Source organism: Mucilaginibacter pineti (assembly GCF_900101875.1).
GTDB lineage: Bacteria > Bacteroidota > Bacteroidia > Sphingobacteriales > Sphingobacteriaceae > Mucilaginibacter > Mucilaginibacter pineti.
The window spans coordinates 110,813-131,302 of the sequence record NZ_FNAI01000006.1; the positions used below are offsets into that span (position 1 = coordinate 110,813).

16 protein-coding genes are annotated in these 20,490 nt (G+C 43.2%); 7 read left to right on the forward strand and 9 right to left on the reverse strand.

All coding sequences use genetic code 11. The features are described 5' to 3' along the window. Positions 1–199 precede the first annotated feature (199 nt). On the forward strand, positions 200–1,675 hold the full coding sequence (locus tag BLS59_RS14585) for a phytoene desaturase family protein (RefSeq protein WP_091150020.1): 1,476 nt from the start codon (positions 200–202) through the stop codon (positions 1,673–1,675). A 422-nt stretch (positions 1,676–2,097) separates the two neighbouring features. Here BLS59_RS14585 and BLS59_RS14595 read toward each other — a convergent pair whose 3' ends face one another. After that, a complete protein-coding gene (locus BLS59_RS14595; protein ID WP_091150022.1) occupies positions 2,098–2,634 on the reverse strand; it encodes an RNA polymerase sigma factor in 537 nt (178 codons plus the stop codon). Between the two features lie 265 nt (positions 2,635–2,899). Then, positions 2,900–3,919 carry a UDP-N-acetylmuramate dehydrogenase gene (gene murB, locus BLS59_RS14600; protein ID WP_091150023.1) on the reverse strand — a complete coding sequence of 340 codons (1,020 nt, stop codon included), beginning with the start codon at positions 3,917–3,919 and terminating at the stop codon, positions 2,900–2,902. A 101-nt stretch (positions 3,920–4,020) separates the two neighbouring features. Here murB and BLS59_RS14605 point away from each other — a divergent pair, with 101 nt between their 5' ends. Continuing rightward, on the forward strand, positions 4,021–4,650 hold the full coding sequence (locus BLS59_RS14605) for a tetratricopeptide repeat protein (RefSeq protein ID WP_091150024.1): 630 nt from the start codon (positions 4,021–4,023) through the stop codon (positions 4,648–4,650). A gap of 46 nt (positions 4,651–4,696) precedes the next feature. On the opposite strand, the gene BLS59_RS14610 is transcribed toward BLS59_RS14605, so the two are convergent. The 7 genes from BLS59_RS14610 to BLS59_RS14640 form a co-directional block, all read right to left on the reverse strand. Continuing rightward, entirely contained in the window at positions 4,697–5,137 is a 441-nt protein-coding gene (locus BLS59_RS14610) for a sterol desaturase family protein (RefSeq protein WP_091150025.1), read from the reverse strand. 30 nt (positions 5,138–5,167) lie between these two features. Continuing rightward, positions 5,168–7,612: a bifunctional YncE family protein/alkaline phosphatase family protein gene (locus BLS59_RS14615; RefSeq protein WP_091150026.1), complete on the reverse strand. Its 2,445-nt coding sequence runs from the start codon at positions 7,610–7,612 to the stop codon at positions 5,168–5,170. A gap of 132 nt (positions 7,613–7,744) precedes the next feature. Next, positions 7,745–10,177, reverse strand: a complete 2,433-nt coding sequence (gene galB / locus BLS59_RS14620) for a beta-galactosidase GalB (RefSeq protein ID WP_091150027.1) — start codon at positions 10,175–10,177, stop codon at positions 7,745–7,747. Positions 10,178–10,429: 252 nt separating this feature from the next. Then, positions 10,430–10,822 (reverse strand): DoxX family membrane protein, encoded by a 393-nt coding sequence (locus BLS59_RS14625; RefSeq protein ID WP_091150028.1) that lies wholly within the window; start codon positions 10,820–10,822, stop codon positions 10,430–10,432. Between the two features lie 96 nt (positions 10,823–10,918). Beyond that, on the reverse strand, positions 10,919–11,293 hold the full coding sequence (locus BLS59_RS14630; RefSeq protein WP_091150029.1) for a hypothetical protein: 375 nt from the start codon (positions 11,291–11,293) through the stop codon (positions 10,919–10,921). Between the two features lie 141 nt (positions 11,294–11,434). Next, the gene (locus BLS59_RS14635) at positions 11,435–11,746 is read right to left on the reverse strand and encodes a hypothetical protein (RefSeq protein WP_091150030.1); all 312 of its coding nucleotides are present in this window, start codon (positions 11,744–11,746) and stop codon (positions 11,435–11,437) included. A gap of 269 nt (positions 11,747–12,015) precedes the next feature. Continuing rightward, a complete protein-coding gene (locus tag BLS59_RS14640) occupies positions 12,016–12,870 on the reverse strand; it encodes an alpha/beta hydrolase (protein WP_091150031.1) in 855 nt (284 codons plus the stop codon). A gap of 160 nt (positions 12,871–13,030) precedes the next feature. On the opposite strand from BLS59_RS14640, the gene BLS59_RS14645 reads away from it, so the two are divergent. From BLS59_RS14645 to odhB, 5 genes are all read left to right on the forward strand, one after another. Beyond that, a complete protein-coding gene (locus BLS59_RS14645) occupies positions 13,031–13,822 on the forward strand; it encodes a 5'-nucleotidase, lipoprotein e(P4) family (protein ID WP_091150032.1) in 792 nt (263 codons plus the stop codon). 76 nt (positions 13,823–13,898) lie between these two features. After that, the gene (locus BLS59_RS14650; RefSeq protein ID WP_091150033.1) at positions 13,899–14,027 is read left to right on the forward strand and encodes a DUF2256 domain-containing protein; all 129 of its coding nucleotides are present in this window, start codon (positions 13,899–13,901) and stop codon (positions 14,025–14,027) included. Between the two features lie 48 nt (positions 14,028–14,075). Then, positions 14,076–15,392, forward strand: coding sequence for a DASH family cryptochrome (locus BLS59_RS14655; RefSeq protein WP_091150034.1), 1,317 nt, complete (start codon positions 14,076–14,078; stop codon positions 15,390–15,392). A gap of 366 nt (positions 15,393–15,758) precedes the next feature. Next, a complete protein-coding gene (locus tag BLS59_RS14660) occupies positions 15,759–18,584 on the forward strand; it encodes a 2-oxoglutarate dehydrogenase E1 component (protein WP_091150035.1) in 2,826 nt (941 codons plus the stop codon). A gap of 165 nt (positions 18,585–18,749) precedes the next feature. After that, complete coding sequence (gene odhB, locus BLS59_RS14665) at positions 18,750–20,354, forward strand: 2-oxoglutarate dehydrogenase complex dihydrolipoyllysine-residue succinyltransferase (RefSeq protein ID WP_091150036.1); 1,605 nt, start codon at positions 18,750–18,752, stop codon at positions 20,352–20,354. The last annotated feature ends 136 nt before the right edge of the window (positions 20,355–20,490 follow it).

Genomic DNA, 20,490 nt, shown 5'->3' on the forward strand with positions numbered 1-20,490 from the left:
GCGCGCGTTGTATCCAAAAGTACAAATTCAAAGCGTTATTGTTTTTTTATTGGCTCAAAACAATTTGTTTAACTTGGGCTTTGGATTATGAGTGCGGAGAATGGGGTGCGAGGAGCGAAGTGTTGGGGGACGAATATTCTGCGCTCCTCTCACTTTGCTCCCCGCACCTCCGCTCCCCACACTCCGCACCACAAAAAACATGAACAACAAACATATCATCATTATCGGGGCGGGTTTCGCGGGATTATCTGCTGCCTGCGTTTTGGCTAAAGAGGGATTTAAAGTTACCGTACTCGAAAAAAATGACCAGCCTGGCGGCCGCGCCAGGGTTTGGGAACAGGATGGTTTTAAGTTTGATATGGGACCAAGCTGGTATTGGATGCCCGATGTGTTTGAAAACTTTTTTGCCCTGTTTGGCAAAAAGCCATCTGATTATTACAAACTGGAACGCTTAGACCCCGGTTACCGCGTGTACTTTGCTAAGGACGATATCATGGATGTACCAGCCGGGATGCCCCAGCTGGAAGCTCTTTTTGAACAAACCGAACCCGGCAGCAGCATCGGCCTCAAAGAATTTTTAAAACAAGCCGCCTACAAATATAAAGTTGGCATGGGCGAATACGTTTTTCGTCCTTCGCACTCCATTACCGAGTTTATTGATTACAACCTCATTAAAAAAAGTTTTAGCCTGCAATTGTTAGGCAGTATGAGCAAACACGTTCGCCGGTATTTTAAAAACCCTAAGCTGATAAAACTGCTGGAGTTCCCCGTTTTATTTTTAGGGGCAACTCCGCAAAATACCCCCGCCATGTACAGCATGATGAACTATGCCGACCTCGCCTTGGGTACCTGGTACCCGCAAGGCGGCATGAACGAGATTGTAAAAGCCATGGTAAACCTCGCCAATGAATTAGGCGTGGAGATAAAACTAAACACCGAAGTACTTAAAATAGACGTTGAAAATAAACTGGCTGGCAGCATAATTACCAATAAAGGCGTTTTTAAGGCCGATTTTATTGTAGCCGGTGCCGATTATGAGCATGTAGACCAACTGCTGCTGGATAAGAAAGATCAAAATTATACCCCCCAATATTGGGATAGCCGTACCATGTCGCCGTCGAGTTTGTTGTTTTATATAGGCACCAATAAAAAGGTGCCCGGCATACAGCACCATAATTTATTTTTTGATGAGGATTTTGAGCTGCACGCCAAAGAAATATATACTACACCAATGTGGCCAACCAGTCCGCTGTTTTATGTTTGCTGTACTTCAAAAACTGATGCTAACGCGGCTCCCGAAGGCGGTGAAAACCTATTTTTCCTGATGCCTATAGCACCGGGACTGCATGACGACGAAAGCACCCGCGAAAAATATTTCGACTTGATGCTGGATCGTTTTGAACACATCACGGGTAACTATATTCGTGATGCTATTGTAGTAAAGCGCAGCTACGCCCTTAATGATTTTAAAGCCGATTACCACTCCTTTAAAGGCAATGCCTACGGCCTGGCCAACACCCTTTCACAAACTGCATTTTTTAAACCAGCCATGCGGGCAAAACATATTAAAAACATGCTGTACACAGGCCAGCTAACCGTTCCCGGCCCAGGCGTTCCGCCGGCTATCATATCCGGGCAAATGGTGGCGGGGGAAGTAATAAAGAGTTTTAAATAACAGGTATAACTTCACACCACGTCATGTCTTCCGCCGCTCGGCTCCGGCCCATAGGTGTTGGGAAGAGCAAAATGTTGTCATTTCGATACGAGGAACGAGTGAGAAATCTTATGCGCTATGCTATTGGAGCTTTGCATTCCGCAGAAGATTTCTCCTTCGCGCCACGCTTTTACCCGCCCGGGCTCTATCGAAATGACAAACTTTTTATAAAATTCAGTCTTCCCAACACCTGTGGGCTCCGGCCGAGTGGCCATTATTACGCGGCGGGACGCCGCAGAATGCTGCATCTTCGTAGGCCGGAGGCCTGGTAATATAAGTCACTCGGCTGGAGCCGAGCGACGGGAACTATCAGTATTGGTTAAAACTAAAAAGACCCGCTTTACGAGCGGGTCTTTTCTATATATATGTTTGAGTTTTAACTATTAATTTTCTGCGTATACTGGTTTGGCTACGCCGTTATCGTACGCTTTAAGGTTTTTCTTCAGCAGCTTGCGGGCTACGTGAATACGGGTTTTTACCGTACCAATAGGGATCTCCAAATGATCAGCTATTTCATGATATTTGTGACCTTCAAAATACATGGTGAAGGGTATAAAATAATCTTCAGGAAGCCTGTCTAAAGCTCTTTTAATATCATCCATCACAAACTTGGCTTCGCCTTGATTTTTTGTTGAACTGAATACCAGGTTAGGAGATGAAATTTCATCGCTTTTGGTAACAAATGTGCTCATTTTAACAAAACGGCGATAGTTGTTGATGAAGGTGTTTTTCATGATGGTATATAACCATCCTTTTAAATTAGTACCTTCTTTAAACTTATTGTAATAAGTTATCGCCTTCAACATTGTATCCTGAACAAGGTCGTTAGCATCGTCTGCGTCATGAGTGAAATGTAAGGCGTATGACCTTAATGAAGTCGCTTGACGTAATACCAGGGTGTTAAACTCAATCTTTGTCATTTTGTTAAAGTTTTGTGTTAAGACTTAGGCAAGCATGATGCCACTAAGAGGCAGGCCGAAGCTATAATCAATACTTTAAGCAGTAATTGTAACAAAAATTCAAAGGTGTATATATTACACTTGTTTTACACTCAACACATTGATAATTAGTTGTTTATTTGAAATAAACAACTAATTAAATAAGTTTTAAAAAACTATTTATGTAACAGGAATGTTATAGATGAAATTTAAATGAAAAGACGATTTCTATTTTAAATAAAATTATTTAACTAATAATATTTACCTCACGTTGTAGCCTAACGCCAAATTTAGCGTACACACTGTCTATAATTTGCGACGAAAAGTTGTACACTTCCTGTCCGGTGGCACCGCCGTGGTTCACTAATACCAGTGCCTGATTTTTCCATGTTCCGGTATTTCCAACAGTTTTTCCCTTCCAGCCGCACTGCTCTATTAGCCAGCCGGCAGCTAATTTCACCTGCCCATCGGCAGCCGGGTAGTTCACTACATCAGGAAATTTGGCTGCAACGGGTGCAAACTCATCGGTACTGATTACCGGGTTTTTGAAAAAGCTACCCGCATTGCCTATAGTTGAAGGATCGGGAAGCTTGGAAACGCGGATGTGCGATACCACTTGCGACACATCTTTTATAGTGGGCGATGTAATGCCGCGGTTTGCCAGCTCCTGCCCAATGGCGCCATACTGGGTATTAATATTGGGGGTAAGTGATAAATGGAATTTTACCGATACTATAATATACTGCCCTTTAAGTTCATTTTTAAATACGCTTTCACGGTAGCCAAATTTGCAATCGGCTTTAGTAAATGTTTTAAATGTGCCTGTGGCTATTTCAAAAGCTTTGCAGCTTACAAAGGCATCCTTTAATTCCACACCATACGCACCAATGTTTTGAATTGGTGATGCACCTACCGAACCCGGAATAAGGCTCAGGTTTTCGATGCCGGCATATTCGCGGGCTACGCAAAAGTTCACCAAGTCATTCCATACTTCGCCGCCGCCTACTTCTACAAAAACATCGTTATGACTAATACGGTGTTCAATACCGCGAATATTCATGCGGATTACCAGCCCTTCAAAATCTGTAACCAGCAACAGGTTGCTCCCGCCGCCAATTACCAGCCGTTCGGTTTGCAGCCATTGCGGGTCGGCGAACAGTTCAACAAGGTCATCCTCATGAGCAATCTCCACAAAATAACGGGCATGTGCATCAATACCAAAAGTGTTAAAGTTTTTAAGGGATACGTTTTGTTGTATTTGCAGCATTGGCGGATGATTTCGGATTTGGCGAATTTCGGAATTTTAATTGATGGAAAAAATACTCAACACCAATGCTTATGTTTATATGTCACCAAGATGTATATTAAATGAAAATAACTTATCTGATTTTAATTATAACCTCGTCATTTGTTTTTGCTTCTTGTCAGCAAACTAAAAAGGAAAAGGCATATAAGATATTTAATGAGGGCGTGACGCTATCGCTTGATGCCGCTGATGAAGCAGGTAAGGGAAATGAAACAAAGGCCAACCAGCTGAATCAAAATGCGATTGATAAATTTAAAGAAGCATTAAAAACAGATGCTACACATCCAATTGTAAGAAGTGCATTGGCACACAGTTTATATTTAGATAGAAAATATGAAGATGCCATATATTGGTTTAAAAAATCAATCAATATTGCCAATCCTCAAGCTGTTAATTACCAGGAAATGGGGCTTTGCGAAATTAATTTAGGACAAATAGCCGTTGGGAAAAAAGATATTTATAAGTCATTTGAACTGGATAAATCTAAGGAAAATAAAGAAGTTACTGTTGACGACTTATATGATATTGGCAAACTTGCATTTGAATTTAGCGAAGAGTATGGAAAGGAGAGTAAGCTAACAGATGCTTCCAATTATAAAAAATTTTCAATTGAAGTATTAAAGCTATGCCTTGAAATTGATTCTACCCGAAAGGATATTTCACAGACTTTAACGAAATTTAATAGTAAGTAAGCTATCCTTCGCTATCTGAAGTCGGAGAATCGAACAACATAATCCCTTACCTCCTAAACCACTTCTTCCCCACTACCAGTAACCCAAACTCTTCCGATGGATTTTTCTCCATTGATTTGTGGTGAATTTTGTGCGCCCGGCGGATACCCATTAGGTAGCGGTTGCTGCTCTTAAATGCCTTGAAACGGTTGTGGATAAACCAATCATGAAATATAAAATAGATAGTACCGTAAATACTGATCCCGGTACCTATCCAAAAATGATAATCGAGACTGATATGCCCTACCCACATGAGCCATAAGGCCAGGGCGGCGAAGCCTATGCTAAAAATGTCATTAAGTTCCAGCAAGCCATGTTTTTGCTGGTGATGGGTTTTGTGGATAAACCAAAGCGGCCCGTGAAACAGGTATTTATGCATGGCCCATGACAGGGCCTCCATTACCGCGATGGTAAGCAATACAAGGGCTATATTTATAATGCTATTCAATTTTGATGGCGTATGTCCAAATTTAACGCATCAATCGTCGTCTTGTTCTTTTTTCTCTTCTAAAATTACAAAGGCGCTGCGTTTTGGAGCGGGCATAACAGAGTTTTCGCCTTTAACGTATTTCCAAATCACCTCGTTAAGGTCAATGTCGGGGGCTGCATCCTCCTTGGCAAAATTAAACAGGGCCGATCTTTTGCTGCTTTCGTTTACAGCTACGTTTCGTTTTTCCAGGTCGACGGTGGGTGCCTTGGCTACATATGGCCGGGTATCTGGTGTGCTGGTGAAGCACTCGTATAAAGGCATGGCTGCCGCATCATACTGGCTCATGGGCGGTAAACCCAATATAAGCTCGATGGTGCGCAACACGCCCGACGTGGAATACATACCGTGGACAACGGCGTTACGTTTTACATATGGCCCGGCAACAAAAACCGGGGAACGGTGCGCGTCGATATGGTCGGGGCCATTTTGGGCATCATCTTCCAGTATAAACACTACGGATTCTTTCCAGATAGGGCTTTGCGACAGGTGCTCAATAAAGCGACCTATGGCCAGGTCGTTATCGCCAACGGCTGCAATGGGCGATATCGCACCTTTTTTTTGCCCGCTGGTATGGTCGTTTGAAATACGTACGCTATTAAACTTCGGCACGGCATTTATAGCCAGCAGTGAATCAAAATCATGCGCCCAAACTTCTTCGCGCTTAAGATCTTTAACATTAAGATCAAACCCCGGCGATTGCACACAATAATGCCCCTGCAGCGATTTAAGACTTGGCTTGCCCGGCGAGCCATCGGTAACAAACTCGCCATAGGTGCGGTAGCTTACACCCGCGCGTTTGCAGTAATCCCATATAAAGCCATCGCGCGGATAAGCGGCCTTGCGGGTTCCCTCAAAATCATAATTACCACCACGACCGCCATAGCTTGTTGGCCATGTTTTCTCCACAAAATCGGTAGCGTAGGCGGCGGTGCTCCAGTTATGGCCATCGGCACTTACCTCGGCATCTACATAAAAATCATCAAGCAGCACAAACTCGCTGGCAATGGCATGGTGGTTTGGCGTAACCGTATTACCGAAGATACATAACGACGTATCGCCATTGCCCTGTGGCATATCACCCAGCACCTGGTCATAAGTGCGGTTCTCCTTAATAATATAAAACACATATTTAATGGGCGATTTTTCGCCCATGCGGCGCGGTATGGGGTTACCCGTTTCGCCGGCGGCGGTTTTTTCTGTTTTGCTGCTAAAAGGCGTGTTGGCATAAACCTGTTTGGTATAACCTTTAAGTTCGATATCCGTAGGTACATCAATAAATGATAGCGTGCCCTTAAACAAGCCGCCAATATATTGCTCGCGGCTGTTGGTTGCCCCCTGTTTATACCCGCTGTTGTCAGTTTTTTTTACCGGCTGCGGCCCCCTGGGGTTTGCCATAGATGTAAAGCCTTTGCCATTGGCCACCAGTATTTTGTTGCCCAGTATTTTTATGTTGGTTGGATACCAGCCCACGGGTATAAACCCCTTACTGCGACTGTTGCCGGGTTTTGATACATCAAAAACAGCAAGGCAATTGTTATCGGCGTTGGCAATGTACAGCGTTTTTTCATCGGCAGATAAAGCCAGCCCGTTGGTGGTGGAACCCGTAAGATGGGTTGGATAAAGTACAGTAGATATATTTTCGACGATTTTATGGGTAGCAGTTTTTATTACCGAAACCGAATTGTCATTGGCGTTGGCTATAAACAGGTAGGTACCCTTTTTATTCAGCAGCAATTCGTTGGGGTGGCTGCTGGTTTTAATGGTAGCGAGGCTTTGCGCGGCAATATTGTAAATGCCCAGCTTATCGCCTCCCCAAAGAGAGATGTAAAGGGTATTTTCATCGGGCGATAGTGCGCAGCTATATGCCTCGGCAGGGAGTTTAACCTTCTTTAATATTTCGGCTTTGGCGGGGTCAATGATGTATAGTGTGCTGTCTTCTTTGGTAACGGTGTACAGGCGGGTATTTCTTTTGTTTAATACGATGCCTGTTGCGCAAACCTTATTTTGTGGCCATGACTTGGGTGCCAGTTTTATGGTATCGGGAGTGCCTAATTTATGATCGTTAATGCCATAAACCATTATCAGGTTATCGTTACCGCCAGATACGTATAGTTTTTTTTCGTCGCGGCTAAATGCCAGTCCGTACCATGATTTTGGGATCACTTTTTCATCCAGCAGTTTCTCATTCTTTGGATCTATCAGTTGAATAGATTGCGTGCTTTGGCCGTTATTGGTAACTGCCAGCAACCTGCCCGATGCCGAAAGCTGGATATTCAGCGGCAGATCGCCAAGTGGTAATGACCTCCCCGCCGGACTAAGTTTCCAGCCGTTGGGCAGTAATACCTGGCCGGTTTGGGCAATTTTGCCCGGTGTTTGTGCAAATGCCTGAAACGTAAATGCTAATGCAATTATACAAGTAATGAGTTTTTTCATGGCGAATGATAAAAATCAAATTTACAGAATGATTCTGTGCACAATTGGCAGTTAACAGAAACTTAATATACAGTACAAAAAAAGAGCCGCCTGGTTTGCCAGGCGACTCTTTTTTTGACTAATAAGCAGTGTTTATTTACTTGTTAAAACAATAGCTGCGCTTTGCAAGCCATCGGCGGTAGCGGTAAAGTTAATGCTGCCGGCTTTTTCTTTAGTTTGCACAATGGCCATTGCCAAACCGTGGAAAGCCTTACGGTATGGCACCTTAAATGAATCATGGCTAACCGGGTCACCGTTATCTACCGAGGTAAGGACGGCCTGGCCATTAATTTTAAAGTTTACCAGGTTATCGGCATCGGGTACTACATTGCCATCTTTATCCAAAATTTTTACGGTGATAAAAGACAGGTCCTTGCCATCGGCCTTTAGCTGTTTACGATCGGCTATGAGTTCAATTTTTGCAGGTGCGCCGGCTGTATGGATCTCGCGGGTTAAAACCACTTTTCCGTTTTTGCGCGATACGGCTTTAAGTGTACCCGGCTCAAATTTCAAGCGCCACATTACATGCAGGTCGTCGCCGGTTTTCTTTTTAATGCCTATCGATTTACCGTTCAGGAAAAGTTCAACCTCATCGGCATTACTATAGTAGGCCCAAATGTCAACCATTTTGCCTGGCTCCCAGTTCCAGTGCGGAAAGATGTGCAGTACCGTTTTGGTGGTCCACTCGCTTTGGTACATGTAGTAAACATCTTTGGGAAAACCCGCCAGATCAACAATACCAAAGTATGAACTGCGCGACGGCCAGCTGTATGGTGTTGGCTCGCCCAGGTAATCAAAGCCCGTCCAGATGAACATACCCGACAGGAAATCGTATTTTTTCATCACCTTCCATGTCATTTCGTGGGTAGATCCCCAAGGTGGTCTTACGTTATCAAAAGCCGATACATTGTTGCCTTCCCTTGTAAAAGGTTTATCGTAATTCTCTGGCCATATCCTTATACTGTCTGATGGCATTTCGTAATACCCGCGTGTTTCCAGGCCCGATGTAGTTTCCGTAGCGATGAATTTTTTGCCCGGGTAACGGTCATGGAACTTGGCGTAATCAAACTGGTGATAGTTATAACCTATTAAGTCGATAGCGCCGGATTGGATGATCTTGTTGCTTTTATCGGGACGGTCGTTAGCGGTAGTAAGCGGGCGGGTAGTATCCAGGCTGTGTACAATAGCGGCCAGTTCGGGCGCTATGCGTAAGGCGCTGCTATCAGCCTGTTGCGGTATCTCGTTACCGATGCTCCAGATCATGATGCTGGGGTGATTACGGTCGCGCAGTATTTGGTCTTGCAGGTCGCGTTTATGCCATTCCTTAAAGTACAGGTGATAATCATACTGAACCTTTTGCCATTCCCAGCAGTCAAAGGCTTCGTCCATTACAATAAAGCCCATTTTGTCGCAAAGGTCAAGCAGTTCGGGAGCGGGTGGATTGTGCGAGGTACGGATACCATTGCAACCCATCGCCTTTAAAATTTGCAGCTGACGCTCCAGCGCACGAACATTTATTGCCGAACCCAATGAGCCCAGATCATGGTGGTTACAAACGCCCAATATCTTCATCTGTTTACCATTCAGGGTAAAACCTTTATCTGCATCGAAATTAAAATAACGGATGCCTAAGGGGGTGGTGTACTCGTCAATAATAGTTTTACCAGTTACAATCTGCGTTACTACCTTATATAGATAAGGGCTTTCCACCGACCATAGTTTTGGTGTTTTAACTGTGAAGTTAATGGCGGTTTCAAAGGCGGTATCGGCCATGTTTGTTTTTAATACCGCATATCCGCTGGTTGATACTACCTTACCGGCAGCATCATATATCATTGATTTTATAGTAAACGGTGAGGTATGCGCACCATTGTTCTTCACTTTAACTTTTAACGCTACCGTGGCCGAAGCCGTGCTTACCTTTGGTGTAGTTACAAAAGTACCCCAATGGTCAATAGCTACTTTATTTGTGGTAACCAGCCACACATTGCGGTAAATACCCGAGCCCGAGTACCAGCGCGAGTTTGGCTGTACCGAGTTATCAACCTTAACAGCTATCACGTTTTTACCGCCAAAGTTTAGGTAAGGTGTAAGTTCATACCTGAAAGATATGTAGCCGTTAGGGCGGAAACCTAAATGGTGCCCGTTAACCCAAACGTCGCTTTTTTGATAAACGCCATCGAAATCAATATAAACAGCTTTGCCCTTTGATGCTGCGGGTACGGTGAAGGTTTTGCGGTACCAGCCTATGCCGCCCGGCAATGCGCCGCCTTCTGGTGTGGCGGGATTTTCTTTCTTAAACTCGCCTTCTATGCTCCAGTCGTGCGGCAGGTTTAGCGTACGCCATTGGGTATCATTAAGGTCGCTTTTTTCGCCGTTATCAACAGCACCTAAATTAAAACGCCAGCCATTATCAAAATTAATTACCTGCCTTCCCTGCTGAGCAAAGCTTGTTGAATAAAAAAATAAGGCAACCAGCAGCAAGCCGGATAATTTACCCGCCTTTGCAATTAATTTTAATGGCATAAAATTGTCGTTTTAATATTAAGTGTTATTACGACACTAAATTATAAAAAAATGTGAGAAGTGGAATGTTATTTAATTTTTGAAGAGCGGACTGTCTGAACCGGGATTTTGGGATTAGTTGGATTTTTAGGATTTGATTTGCAAGTAAATTGTCTGAACAAGAATTAGATAGATTAGTTAGATTTTTAAGATTTGATTCGTGTAAAAAAATCCAACCAATCCCTTTAATCCCGGTTCAGACAAACAAAAACACTACACCGTTGGCTGCGCCGTAAAAATGCTCTTGTAATATTTAAAGTAAGCTATCCCTAAAAACAGGTTTAAAATAATCACCGCCGCACCTACCGGTATCCCTGCTGGCGCCAGCATAGTATGGAACAGGAAAATATTAAGCGATATAGGGAACAGTGCCAATATAAACAACGCAGTATAACGGTTTATAAGCAAAAACAAGCCGCTTACAATTTCAATAACTTTCATGTACTGGAAAAAGTAACCAGATCCGTAAAGACCACCACTAAAAGCTGTAGCCTGGGGACTCATGGCTGGCTGCGCCATAGGAATAAAATGGAAAAAGAAATTAAAACCAAACACCACGAAAATAAGACCCAGTAGTACCCGGGCAATTAATACTGCGATTTTCATAATTTAACGATTAATGTAAGTTTAAACACTAAATTAACTATTTGATTTGTATAATCAAAGAGCAACAGCAGTACTAAATTACTTTGTACAAAGCGATTATAAACTGGCCGATCTGCGCTCAGGATCGGTATTGTCGGCTGTAGTTGGTAAGTTGCCTGCCAGATAAGCTGCAAGCGCGGTTATATAGCTGCTGAAAGGTACATCTATCAGTTTTTTCATATCGAGGGTAAACAGGGTGGCGTACACGGTGTGGTTATCAATATATACGCTGAACACGGCTTTTATCGAAATGCTGTTCTTACCTTCAAATTCAACTATACCGGTTTGATATTCGTTTTCGGGTTTTATAAAAATGGCCTGGTAGGTATCAAAAGTGTAAACTTTACTTACTAACTCTTCTAAGGCAGTATTCTTCGCGTCTGATAATTCGGGGTTTGCCTCAGTGGTTAAGGCTTTAAAAAAGTTGGGCATCGGCGGGGAAATTAAAGGAATGGGGGGACTTAACTTTTAATTTAATTTTAACTATTAGATAATAATCTACTCGTTTTCAATACTTTAACAAGTGTTTTTAGTATTTGTTTCAATAATTGGTGTGTAAACAGCTTATTTAGGTTACTTTTTTGCCAACGTTAAAATCTTTAACATATTCAAAAACTCGGGGTAAGGTTTATCTATCAGCTTAACCATATTGGTTGAATACAATGCTGCATATACTTCTTCATTATCTATATAAACCTGGAACGTTCCTTTTACCATTTTGCCGTTTTTGCGGTTGAATTCAACGGTACCTATATAATGCTCATCGTTGGTGAAATAAAATATAACCGTGTAATTGCCCAATAAAAAAGGGGCGGCGGTTAATTCTAAAATAGCGCTCTCTTTTTTTTGATTTATTGCTGATGCTGTTTCATTGAGTAGGTGCATAGGTATACCTCCTTATTTTAGTGATTGAAAATTTAGGTAATCAGGTGTTATTAAATATGATACGCAGCAACGGCATATAAAGTTTTTCAATACATAAAATAAATATACATTTTCATATATTATTAATTATTGCTTAACAATCAGGCACTTATAAGCAATTTCAGACATGGTAAAACCCGCCTCAATAATTATATTGAAGTAATATTTATAGTTATCCGGAAGCTAAAGCCGGGGAAGGTGCACCAGTGTTCGGAAAAATAAAAAGGTTGTTACTTCTGATAGGCTGTTTTAGGATAGATCAGCTTAAAGGCATTATAAACCGATTGATGAAGCATGGTAGAATGGATCTCGGCCGGTAAATAATCATAAAACACGGTCGTTTCTGGTCCGCCATATTTTTTTAGTACATCGCGCAATGCTGTCGCGTCGTCGTACATTATTTTATCTTCCTTTTTATTACAGGCACCAATGTATACGTTTACTTTGGTTTTGTTTTTTACGCCCAGCAATGCGGGGGCATCTTTTAAAAGCAACTCATTTCCCCACCATAAACTGGGGCTCATAATAATATAGGTATCAAAAAGCTCGCGGTGCTTAAGCAAGATCTCTGTAGTCAGTAACCCGGCAAACGATTCGCCGATAACGGTTTTATAATTATTGGCTTTGTAGTTTTTGCTGATGTAAGGCTGTAATTCCGTGGCGATAAATTTGATGTAAGCTGCCGATCCGCCGTAGGTTGTATAATATTCTTTCTTGAATCCCACTCTTTTCAAAAAGTCGAGGTTATCAACGGCAAATGAACAATCTCTTTTGCGGTCTACATTTTCGATGCCTACAACAATTGATTTAGGGAAACGGTTTATCCAGGGCTGCGTATTAAATTGAACTATACCCGTTATGTGAAGAAAATCTTCCTGCATACCGCCGTCAATAATATAAATAACGGGGTACTGCGTAGTATCGTTTTTACTGTACTCATCTGGCAGGTAAATATTTATTCTCCGCTGCTCATTTAAAACTTTCGACAGGATCTCCACACTTTGCCCAATTACAATTGGATTCGCAGTTTGCGCAAACGTAAATGCATTTATAAATAACAATAAAATGGTGATGCTCCTTTTCATAGTAATTAATTCATCGTATCATGGAAAAATCTGCCAACAACCTAAAGTATGGTAAAATTGGAGAAAATAATCATAATCCCCATCCATCTCCGCTGCACATTTGTTATCCAGCCAAAACTGAATAAATTTGCCAAAGAGTTTTACGGCTAAATAAATTGTTATGAAAAAGAGTTTTGTATACCTGTTACCTGTTTTAATGCTCATAAGCACCCGCGCAATGGCCCAGGACCCATCTGTTACCAATAGCGGTAAGGCATGGGCATCTTTATGGCAGCAAAGGGCAGCCGAGTACAAGGCACTTTGTTTCCAGGCCTATAATATAGCTAAGTTACGGGTTGACGAAGCCGTAAAAAAGCATCCAAAAAAGCCATGGGCAATAGTGACAGATATTGACGAAACCCTGCTGGATAATAGTCCGTACGATGCCAAACGCGCCATGCAGAACCTTGATTACACAGATGAAACGTGGAAAGAATGGACCGACAAGGCCATAGCCGATACCGTACCCGGCGCACCTGCTTTTTTCAAATACGCGGCGTCAAAAGGGGTAACCATTTTTTACATTACCAACCGTAATGAAAACGAGCGGGCCTCGACGATTAAAAACCTGCAGCTGTATGGTTTACCCAATGCAGATAATGCGCATCTGCAGTTAAAAACTACCGCATCAAGTAAGGAAACCCGCCGCCTGGAAGTGCTTAAAACGCACCAGATACTGCTGCTTTGCGGCGATAACCTGCCCGATTTTGATCTGCTGTATGATAACCATCCATCCGAAGAAAATCGCGCTGCAGTTACACAACGACTTAAAAATGAGTTTGGAAACAGATTTATCGTACTCCCAAACCCTTCATATGGCGATTTTGAAGGTGCCTTATTTGAATTTAATTATAAGCTCACCAACGCCCAAAAAGATTCGGTTATCCGTGCCAAAATAAAAACGGATAAGTAAATTTCCACTCAGTTTATTTGGCATTTTACGATGACGGTATTTGGTTTTTAATACGGATAGCCTATATTTAGCATTTATGCCTGCAAAAAATTTGCCCCATAAAATTTGTCCGGTTTGCCAAAAGCCATTTAGTTGGCGTAAAAAATGGGAAAAATGTTGGGTCGATGTCAAATATTGCAGCGAAAGGTGCAGGAGAAGTAAATAAATTGCAAATTTGCATTCTGCATAAATACAGTTAACTCCCTGTTTAACTATGAGCGATAGAACGATACTGGTTTGGTTTAGGAATGACTTGCGTATACATGATAACGAAATTTTGTTAGAAGCCGTTCGCAAGGCTGATAAAGTACTGCCGGTATATTGTTTTGATCCTTATTATTTTCAGCATAACGTATCGGGCAATCCAAAAACGGGCAGTTTCAGGGCGAGATTTTTATTAGAGGCGGTTGCCGATTTGCGTAAAAACCTGCAAACCTACGGTGCCGATCTGATCATCAGGGTAGGCGATCCGGCCGAAGTATTGCCTCAGCTTGCCGAACAATACCAGGTTAACGAGGTATATCATCACCGCGAAGTAGCCTATGAAGAAACGGAAATTTCTGAAAAGGTAGAAACCGCCCTCTGGAAAATGAGGCTCAACCTTAAGCATTTTATTGGGCACACCATGTACCACAAGGAGGATCTTCCGTTCCCGATAAAGGATATTCCGGATAGCTTTGCCGTATTTAAGAAAAAGGTTGATAGGGATAGCAACGTACGCCCCTGCGTACCCACTCCCGAACATATTTATACACCCGAAATTACCGTTGCCGGCGAATTGCCAACGCTTCAGCAACTCGGTTTAAACGAACCGGTTGATGATCCCCGGGCTACAAATTATTTCCAGGGCGGCGAAACCGCTGCTTTGGTACAGCTGCATAACTATTTTTCAAAAGCCGATCAGCTGGTGAAAGGAAAAGGACGAAACGGCAGCATTAATACCTCATCCAAATTATCTGCCTGGTTATCGGTAGGCTGTATTTCGCCGCGTCAGGTTTATTGGGAAATATTTAAGCAAAACCAGGATGGAAGCGTACCCGCCGGGATGCTTAAACTGGAGTTGCTATGGCGAGATTATTTCAGGTTCATGTTTAAAAAGCATGGTCAAAAATTTATTAAGGCAACAAAAGCAGATACCGAAGCGCCTGCTTCAGCCGCCGACGATGCCGGGTTTGAGAAGTGGAAAGCCGGTAAAACGGGCGTTCCGTTTATTGATGCCTGTATGCATGAGCTTAATGCCACCGGATACATTTGCAGTCAGTGCCGCCAAATAGTAGCGAGCTACCTGGTAAACGATATTAAAGCCGACTGGACAAAGGGTGCCACCTATTTTGAAGAAAAACTGATAGACTATTCGCCGGCCAGCAACTGGGGCAACTGGGCTTTTATAGCCGGGGTAAACGATGCCAAAGAAAGCAAATACACCATAGCCGCCATGCAGCAAAAAGAGCTGGAAACCAAAACAGATTTTGTTAACACCTGGCAATCATCACCCAAAGATGAGGCCGGTGATCTGGTTGTGGTGAGGTAAAATATCCGATAGATAAACAAGCAAACCTTGTCATTGCGAGCGATAGCGTGGCAATCCCATCATACAAATCGCCGGTACTGTTATTATGGGATTGCTTCGTCGCCCCTCCTCGCAATTGACAATACTTCTGATTTTTAATTTTTCATCCCAAATCACCCATTTAATACCAATCGGTATTTTACATTTTATACCGTCCAGTTTTTCAAGAGGAAATTACACAGTCAATACAGCATAATTACCCCTTTTTAAAGATTTTCATCCCGAAATAAACCAAATCTCAAAAATCAAGTCAATTTCTTTACAATTAATTATGAAGTATATAAGGCTATATGCTTACTTTTGTACCGTTTTAAAGATCAGTTTCACATGGATCGTCTCAATTATATAAACAGCGGCAACGCAGACTACATTAATTCCTTATACGAAGCTTATAAACAAGACCCCGAATCGGTTGATTACGGCTGGCAAAAGTTTTTCGAAGGCTTTGAATTTAACATCAACACAAACGCATCTGCACAAGCATCAACCGGTTCGCCCGCTGTTGACGATAAAACGCAGGATCACTTTTTAAAGGAGATCAAGGTGCTTAATATGATAGATGGGTACCGCTCACGCGGGCACCTGTTTGCCAAAACCAATCCGGTGCGCGAGCGCCGTCACTACTATCCGGGTAAAGATCTGGATACGTTTGGTTTAAGCGATGCCGATCTGGATACTGTATTTAGTTCGGGTGTTGAGGTAGGTTTAGGTTCGGCCACGCTGCGCGATATTCGCCAGTTGCTGGAAGATACCTACTGCCAGGCTATTGGTGCCGAGTACCGTTACATCCGCAATCCTATCAAAATTAAATGGTTTGAAGATAGGATGGAGAAGCACCGCAACACGCCTTCGTTCACTATTGACGAAAAGAAGCTGATGCTGAACAAGCTTAATGAAGCGGTTACTTTCGAAAACTTTTTGGGTACCAAATTCCTGGGCCAGAAACGCTTTTCGCTTGAAGGTGCCGAGGCATTGATCCCATCGCTTGATTCGGTTATTAAAAAAGGTGCCGACCTGGGTATCGAAGAGTTTATTATAGGTATGGCCCACCGCGGCAGGCTTAATGTGCTTACCAACATTATGGAGAAAACCTATAAAGAGGTATTCTCTGAATTTGAAGGTAAAAACTTCGATTCCGAATCACCCTTTGGCGGCGACGTTAAATACCACCTTGGTTTTTCTACCGACGTTATCACATCAAACGGAAAAAAAGTACACCTTAGTCTTTGCCCTAACCCATCACACTTAGAGGCTGTTGACCCCGTTGTTGAAGGTATCACTCGTTCAAAAATCGACTTTAAATATGGCGGCGATCATTCAAAAATTGCCCCTATATTAATTCACGGCGATGCATCAGTTGCAGGCCAGGGAATTGTTTACGAAGTTTTACAAATGGAAAAACTGGATGGCTACCGCACAGGGGGCACCATTCACCTGGTTATCAACAACCAGATAGGTTTTACCACCAACTATAAAGACGCCCGTTCAAGTACCTATTGTACTGATGTGGCTAAAACAGTGCTTTCGCCGGTATTTCACGTAAATGGCGATGATGTTGAGGCATTGGTTTATGTGGTTAACCTGGCTATGGAATACAGGCAGGTATTTAATGAGGATGTGTTTATTGATATCCTTTGTTACCGCCGCTATGGCCATAACGAGGCCGATGAGCCTAAATTTACCCAGCCTTTATTATATAAGGCTATCGAGGCGCATCCAAATCCGCTGAAAATTTATAGTCAGAAGCTGGTTGCCGAAGGCAGCATTGATGATAAATTCCTGAAAGGCATCGAAAAAACCTTTAAAGATGAGTTACAGCAAAAGCTGGATGAATCAAAAGCTGAAGACAGGTTTACCGATACCATTGCCATGTTTGAAGGTGCCTGGAGCGGTTTACATTTGGCCAGCCATAAGGAATTTGTTGGCGCGGTTGATACATCAGTACCGCAAGACGAGTTATTGGCCATCGGCAATACAATAACCACCTTACCTACCGATAAGGTTTTCTTCAAAAAAATTGAGAAACTATTTGAAGATCGTAAAGCAATGGTTAACCAAACCCAGGTATATGACTGGGCTATGGGCGAACTGCTGGCTTACGGTACCCTGTTAAAAGACGGTTACCCTATCAGGCTAAGCGGCGAGGACGTAAAACGCGGAACTTTCTCACATCGCCATGCGGTATTAACGCTGGCCGATTCTGAAGACGAATACACCCCGCTTGCTACTATCGAAACAGAAGCCAAGCTAAGTATATATAACTCCCTGCTATCAGAATATGGTGTGCTGGGTTTTGAATATGGTTATGCCCTGGCTAACCCCAATGCCTTAACTATTTGGGAAGCCCAGTTTGGCGATTTCTTTAACGGTGCCCAAATTATTGTTGACCAGTATATTGCCAGTGCCGAAACTAAATGGCAGCGTGGTAATGGTCTGGTTATGTTATTGCCGCATGGTTACGAAGGTCAGGGTCCGGAGCATTCATCTGCACGTGTGGAGCGCTTTATGGAGCTTTGTGCCGATGATAATATCCAGGTGGCAAATTGTACTACGCCTGCAAACTTCTTCCATATATTAAGGAGGCAAATGCACCGCGATTTCCGCAAGCCGCTTATTATATTTACACCTAAGAGCCTGCTGCGCAGTCCTAAATGCGTATCGCCGATTGAAGATTTTACCAATGGTAAATTCCACGAACTAATTGATGATACTTATGCCGATCCTAAAAAGGTAAAACGCGTGTTACTATGTACCGGTAAGGTTTATTATGATCTGTTGGATAAACAACAGGTTGATAAACGCAAGGATGTGGCTATTGTTCGTATTGAACAATTGTACCCAACCCCGGTTACCCAGATCCTGAAAGTTAAGGCTAAATACGATAAGGCTACCGAATTTGTATGGGTACAGGAAGAGCCGGAGAACATGGGTGCATGGCCATACATCTGCCGTAAATTCCATAACGATAAATTGATTAACCTTAACGTGATATCACGTAATGAAGGCAGCAGTACAGCTACAGGCTTTGCCAAACAACATGCCGCACAGCAGGCATACATTGTGTCAAAAGCGTTTGAAGCACCTGCAGGTAAAGTGGTTAAGGAAGCTATAAAAAAGACAACAAAGAAAATGGCTGATGCCGGAGCGGATTGATTTCTGAGGCCTGTGGCCTGAGAACTGTGGTGTGTGGTCTGTGTCATTTTAAATAATGATTATTCAGACCCCAGTAACCAGATCTCAGACCACACACTTCACACCAGAGAAATCAGACCACAGACCTCAGGAACCAGACAACAGAATAATAATAAATACTAAAATATGAGTTTAGCGATCAAAGTTCCGCCTGTAGGCGAATCGATAACAGAAGTAACCCTGGCAAGCTGGAAGAAAAAGGATGGCGATCACGTGGAAATGGATGAGGTTATTGCCGAATTAGAATCGGACAAAGCCACATTTGAGCTTACTGCCGAAAAAGCAGGTACTTTACAATTAGTTGCCAAAGAAGGTGATACCCTTGCTATTGGCGCCGTTGTTGCCAATATTGAAGATGGTGGCACTGCTGCACCGGCACCTGCCGCCCAGCCTCAGCCCGAAGTTGTTGCCAACGCGCCTGCTCCTGCTCCCGTAGCAGCGGCGGCACCTGTTGCAACTCCTGCTGCCCAGGCAACCGGAGGTTCATTAGAAATTAAGGTACCTACCGTTGGCGAATCTATTACCGAAGTTACTTTATCGCGCTGGATCAAAAAAGATGGCGATGCCGTTGAAATGGATGAAGCCATTGCCGAACTGGAATCCGACAAAGCAACATTTGAACTTACTGCCGAAAAAGCGGGAACGCTTAAAACCATAGCCAAAGAAGGCGATGTATTGCCAATTGGCGCCGTTGTTTGCACTATTGAAGGTGCAGGCGCTGCTGCTGTCCCGGCACCTGTTACACCTGCTGTTGTTAGCGCTGCAGATGAATCACCGCGAGGTGGTGCTCCTGTATCAAACAGCGGCGGCGTTACTTATGCATCTGGTACGCCATCACCTGCTGCTGCAAAAATATTGGCCGAAAAAGGTGTTGACCCCAAAGGTGTTAATGGAACCGGCGTTGATGGTCGCATTACCAAAGGCGATGCATTAGGAGCGCAGGTAGAAAGTCAAAAGTCAAAAGTAGAAAGTCAAAAGCCTGCTGCTCCTGCCCAGGCTCAGACCTCACAAACCACACCTCAGACCTTAGAAAGAGGCGAGCGTCGTGAAAAAATGACCTCATTGCGTAAAACTGTTGCTAAGCGTTTGGTGGCCGTTAAAAATGAAACAGCCATGCTAACCACCTTTAACGAGGTAGATATGCAGCCTATCATGGAATTGCGCGGTAAATACAAAGATAAATTTAAAGAGAAACATGGCGTTGGCTTAGGCTTTATGTCGTTCTTTACCAAGGCGGTTACCGAAGCCCTTAAAGACTGGCCAGCTGTTGGCGCCCGTATTGAAGGCGAAGAAGTGGTATACAGCGATTTTGCTGATATCTCCATAGCTGTATCGGCACCAAAAGGTTTAGTTGTTCCGGTTATTCGCAATGCCGATGGCATGAGCCTTGCCGAAATAGAGAAAGCCATTGTGGTATTGGCCGGTAAAGCCCGCGAAAACAAATTAACCATTCCTGAAATGACCGGCGGTACATTCACCATCACCAATGGTGGCGTGTTCGGGTCGATGCTTTCTACGCCGATATTAAATTCGCCGCAGTCGGCTATATTAGGTATGCATAATATTATTGAGCGCCCGGTTGCCGTAAACGGACAAGTGGTTATCCGCCCAATGATGTACCTGGCCCTGTCATACGATCACCGTATTGTTGACGGTCGCGAGTCTGTTAGCTTCCTGGTACGTGTTAAACAACTGCTGGAAGATCCCGCAAGATTATTATTAGGGGTTTAATAAAACCCGAAATCATAAACAAAAAAGCCCGATTTGCATCGGGCTTTTTTGTTTTATTATCCTCCCTGTCATTGTGAGGAACGAAGCAATCTCACGAGCTAAGTGACGAGTTTGATGATTTCCCATCTGCACATCT

Coding starts and splice junctions, on each gene's coding strand:
- BLS59_RS14585 (WP_091150020.1), top strand. CDS start 200: ATGAACAACAAACATATCATCATTATCGGGGCGGGTTTCGCGGGATTA.
- BLS59_RS14595 (WP_091150022.1), bottom strand. CDS start 2,634: ATGACAAAGATTGAGTTTAACACCCTGGTATTACGTCAAGCGACTTCA.
- murB (WP_091150023.1), bottom strand. CDS start 3,919: ATGCTGCAAATACAACAAAACGTATCCCTTAAAAACTTTAACACTTTT.
- BLS59_RS14605 (WP_091150024.1), top strand. CDS start 4,021: ATGAAAATAACTTATCTGATTTTAATTATAACCTCGTCATTTGTTTTT.
- BLS59_RS14615 (WP_091150026.1), bottom strand. CDS start 7,612: ATGAAAAAACTCATTACTTGTATAATTGCATTAGCATTTACGTTTCAG.
- galB (WP_091150027.1), bottom strand. CDS start 10,177: ATGCCATTAAAATTAATTGCAAAGGCGGGTAAATTATCCGGCTTGCTG.
- BLS59_RS14625 (WP_091150028.1), bottom strand. CDS start 10,822: ATGAAAATCGCAGTATTAATTGCCCGGGTACTACTGGGTCTTATTTTC.
- BLS59_RS14630 (WP_091150029.1), bottom strand. CDS start 11,293: ATGCCCAACTTTTTTAAAGCCTTAACCACTGAGGCAAACCCCGAATTA.
- BLS59_RS14635 (WP_091150030.1), bottom strand. CDS start 11,746: ATGCACCTACTCAATGAAACAGCATCAGCAATAAATCAAAAAAAAGAG.
- BLS59_RS14640 (WP_091150031.1), bottom strand. CDS start 12,870: ATGAAAAGGAGCATCACCATTTTATTGTTATTTATAAATGCATTTACG.
- BLS59_RS14645 (WP_091150032.1), top strand. CDS start 13,031: ATGAAAAAGAGTTTTGTATACCTGTTACCTGTTTTAATGCTCATAAGC.
- BLS59_RS14650 (WP_091150033.1), top strand. CDS start 13,899: ATGCCTGCAAAAAATTTGCCCCATAAAATTTGTCCGGTTTGCCAAAAG.
- BLS59_RS14655 (WP_091150034.1), top strand. CDS start 14,076: ATGAGCGATAGAACGATACTGGTTTGGTTTAGGAATGACTTGCGTATA.
- BLS59_RS14660 (WP_091150035.1), top strand. CDS start 15,759: ATGGATCGTCTCAATTATATAAACAGCGGCAACGCAGACTACATTAAT.
- odhB (WP_091150036.1), top strand. CDS start 18,750: ATGAGTTTAGCGATCAAAGTTCCGCCTGTAGGCGAATCGATAACAGAA.